4 protein-coding genes are annotated in these 3,452 nt (G+C 62.9%); 2 read left to right on the top strand and 2 right to left on the bottom strand.

Annotation, left to right across the window (positions count from 1 at the left end):
- The first annotated feature begins 364 nt into the window (after positions 1 to 364).
- Both EI28_RS12325 and EI28_RS13690 read left to right on the top strand, forming a co-directional pair.
- Positions 365 to 1,495 (top strand): AAA family ATPase, encoded by a 1,131-nt coding sequence (locus EI28_RS12325; RefSeq protein WP_048115248.1) that lies wholly within the window; start codon positions 365 to 367, stop codon positions 1,493 to 1,495.
- Positions 1,496 to 1,688: 193 nt separating this feature from the next.
- Positions 1,689 to 1,946 (top strand): hypothetical protein, encoded by a 258-nt coding sequence (locus tag EI28_RS13690; RefSeq protein WP_155937435.1) that lies wholly within the window; start codon positions 1,689 to 1,691, stop codon positions 1,944 to 1,946.
- 81 nt (positions 1,947 to 2,027) lie between these two features.
- On the opposite strand, the gene EI28_RS12320 is transcribed toward EI28_RS13690, so the two are convergent.
- Both EI28_RS12320 and EI28_RS12315 read right to left on the bottom strand, forming a co-directional pair.
- Positions 2,028 to 2,843, bottom strand: a complete 816-nt coding sequence (locus EI28_RS12320; RefSeq protein WP_048115245.1) for a sugar phosphate nucleotidyltransferase — start codon at positions 2,841 to 2,843, stop codon at positions 2,028 to 2,030.
- A 313-nt stretch (positions 2,844 to 3,156) separates the two neighbouring features.
- Positions 3,157 to 3,452 (bottom strand): type II toxin-antitoxin system RelE/ParE family toxin (locus EI28_RS12315; protein WP_052379753.1); only part of this gene is annotated, 296 nt, incomplete at its 5' end.

The raw sequence follows: 3,452 nt of genomic DNA, 5'->3' as shown, positions 1-3,452 counted from the left end.
CTCGTTGGATGACCGGCAGCTCATCCATCGGAAGTGTTGAGTCGGAACACTCCTTACCGGCCGATACGACGGTGACCCGCCGCTGACCGAGACCGGGGAAAAGCGTTCACCCTGACAGGGAAACTGTGGCGATATGCACTCAATCCGTCATTGCGGACAATCCCGGACAGAAACCTGACCGAGGGAGAAGGGTAAAACCTGTATCCTACGGGCAAAACCGCCAAGAATCAAAGGATCAGGCACTGAACCCGGTAACAGTATCCGGACAATCGCGGACAGCCGGCATATGGCGGTCGTACGCCCCTTTCACTTTCATCCCGCACACACCTCGCATTTAACAATCCCCTCTTCTCCAGAGTGACGTATGACGCATTCCCCCCTCCTCCGCTCCGACGAGACTCTTTTTCGGGATCCGGAGGTATTTGAGTTCACGTTCGTTCCGGAGCAGGTCCACTACCGCGACGCCCAGGTCCGGGAACTCGCCTTCCTCCTCCGGCCGGCTCTCCGGGGCGGGAGCGCGGGGAGCGCCGTCATCCGCGGCCCGCCAGGAACCGGGAAGACCACCACCGTCCGCCGGATCTTTGCCGAGGTTACCGAGACCACGAAGAAGCTCGTCCCGGTCTACGTCAACTGCCGCCACGACCGCACAGCGCTTGCAGTCTTCGGGTGCATCTTCGAACAGGCCTTCGGCTACGCACCGCCGTCGCGCCACCTTGACGGGATCAAGCGGGGGATCGCCGCCCGGCTCCGGGACCGCGACGCTGCGCTCATCGTCTGCCTCGACGACGCAAACGAGCTCATCCCGGCCGGGACCTACAACACCCTCCTCTACCAGATCCTCCGGCTCTACGAGAAGTGGGATGTCCGGAAGCCCGGGGTCTTCGCGGTCGCAAGCGATCTCTCCCTGAACCTCTACGCGGAGGCCGACGAGAGTGTCCGGTCGGTCTTCCACCCGACCGAGGTCAACTTCCCGCCCTACACGAAAGCCGAGATCCGCGGGATCCTCGCCGACCGCATCCGGCAGGGGCTCTACCCGGGAGTGGTCTCAACGTCCCTCCTCGACCGTATCTCCGGCATCGCCGCCGACGAACAGGACATCCGGGTCGGGATCGACCTCGTCCGGCTCGCGGTCCTCAGGGCGGAGGGGGATGGGCGCAGAAGGGTCGCACCCGCCGACGTGACGGCAGCAGCGCAGGCGGTCAGGTCACCGGCGCTCCGGGCCCGGGTTGCAGGGCTCTCGGAGGGCGAGCGGGCGCTGCTCTACCGGATCGCGGAGCTGTCGGTTGTGGGCGCCGATATGATAGGAGGAGCTGTCTTTGAGGAAGTGCAGGACTACCTCCCGGTCGGGAGGACGACCTACCACGAGCACCTCAACGGGCTCGCGAATGCCGGGATCGTCGACCTGGTGCCCGGGGCGGGCCGGGGACGGGAGGTGCGGCTCCGGTACGATCCCGGAGAGGTGCTCGCCGTCTGCAAACCCCCGGACAGAAGGTGAGTTTTTACATACCCGGATTCTCTCCGGGATCTGACATTCCTTCCCGATTCTTCGATTTTGTGATCGGCCCGTAAAGCAACGCTTATATGGGGCCGGCCGCTTTTTCCGGGATATTTGGCGCACCCTTTTAACCGGCGGCTCCCGACGATGGTGTATGCGCCGGGGCGAGTCCCGGTGCAGGGAGATGTCTTGAATGCAAAACGAAACCAGAAGAACCGAGTCGAAAACCAGCGGCGGCAGCCCGGACCTGAAGTGTGACCGCACCGTCGGCCAGGCCGCCACTGGTACATCTTCACCGGAAGAGATAAGCGTCTCCCCGGTGCCGCTCTTCCTCGTCCCGCGAGCAGTCGCGGACGAGATCCGGCGGCACGGGAGAACTGTTCGCGAGATCAACGTTAGAAGAACCAGGAACCACCAGTACGTTATCAGTGTCGGGCGGGGGCGGGGATGACGGATATGCCGCCGTAGACCGGGGAGGCGGTGGCGATCACGTCGCAGCCCTTTGCCGGCCCGAGCACGTCAAGCGTGCCGGTCACGTTCGTGAACCCGGCCCCCTGGTGACCAGTCCGAATGTTTCGTCCCTCCCGGTGGTGATGGTATGATCGCTCTCCGCACACTCGTTCTCCCGCAAATACCACTCATTCGCCCGCATCAGGTCCCGCGGCGTCCCGACGTCGATGTGGATGCCGTCGATGACGCGGTAGCGGACGTCCCGGCCCTCGCCGATCTCGAGCCGGATCGCGTCGGTGAGCTGGTACTCGCCCTTGTGGCCGGGCGGGGTGCGGGCGATGGCGTCGAAGATGGTTGTCTCGAAGACGTAGGCCCCGAGGGCGCCGAGGTTGCTCGGGGCGGCCGTCGGCTGGGGCTTCTCGACCATGTCGGCGACCCGGTCGCCGTCGGGGAGGATGATCCCGTGGCGGGTGACGTCCTCCACCCGGGCGACGCCGACGGTCGTCTCGGGGCGGCGGGCGGCGTGGTAGCCGATGAGGTCGGCAAGGAACGTCTGGGGAGCGAAGAAGTTGTCGCCGAGGACGACGGCGAAGGTGCCGTCGATGACGTGCTCGCCGGCGGCGACGGCGTTCGCGAGGCCGATCCGCTCGTCCTGGACCACGTAGGTGAAGTCGACGCCGAAGCGCTTCCCCGAGCCCAGGTAGTCGGAGAGGCCGTGCTTGTGCGGGGAGACGACGATGACGATGTCGGTGATCCCGGCAAGCGACATCGCCTCGACGACGTGCTCGATCACCGCCTTCTCGCCCACGGGGAGGAGTTCTTTCGGGATCGCGTTCGTGAACGGCCCAAGGCGCGACCCCGAGCCCGCGGCGGGGATCAGCCCCTGCCTCACGGGCACAGACCGCCCCCGGAGAGGGTGGGGATCCGGTCTGTGGACGGGGACGTGATCATGGTTACTCACTAAAAGTCTCGACATCGCACATATTAACGGTTCTCTTTCGGTCGTGGGGATTATCAAACGGTTCCGGTGAAATGCCGATGAAAATAGCGATGGGTCACTGCCGCGCAGCCGGAGGGTGTCTTGGCTGACACTCCCGGAGCATCGGCCAGACCGGCGTGTCCACGGCAGCGAGGGGTCGAGTTCTCCAGACTGTGGAGGCATAATCCCTGCCGGACCGTGTTATCCCGTGTTCCAGTTACCGCCGGGCAGTTCAAATGCGCCCATATCTTCGATGTGCTTTTTCGATGGGCATGATATGGGTGATATAAATGAGTTTTTCGTCTGAATTAATATTGTAGATCACAGTGAACGTACGTGCGATGTGAAGTCGGTACGATTCACGCTTTTTATTGGTGTGGAGTTTTTCTTTATCCCCATCCGAGCCAGGATAGGGATTTTCCCGTAAAAATTTCAGTTTGGCTTTGATAACCCGTTGAGCTTTGGCATCGAGAGAGTTTAAAAAATTGAGCGCACGCTTATCCACCATGAGGCGGAATGTCACAGATC

This window comes from Methanoculleus sp. MH98A (assembly GCF_000691865.1).
Lineage (GTDB): Archaea > Halobacteriota > Methanomicrobia > Methanomicrobiales > Methanoculleaceae > Methanoculleus.
The sequence above is the reverse complement of the archived record's forward strand: the minus strand, read 5'-3'. Positions and strand labels throughout refer to the sequence as shown.

Excerpts from the sequence above, each read along its gene's own strand:
- EI28_RS12325 (WP_048115248.1), top strand. The coding sequence starts at position 365 with ATGACGCATTCCCCCCTCCTCCGCTCCGACGAGACTCTTTTTCGGGAT.
- EI28_RS13690 (WP_155937435.1), top strand. The coding sequence starts at position 1,689 with ATGCAAAACGAAACCAGAAGAACCGAGTCGAAAACCAGCGGCGGCAGC.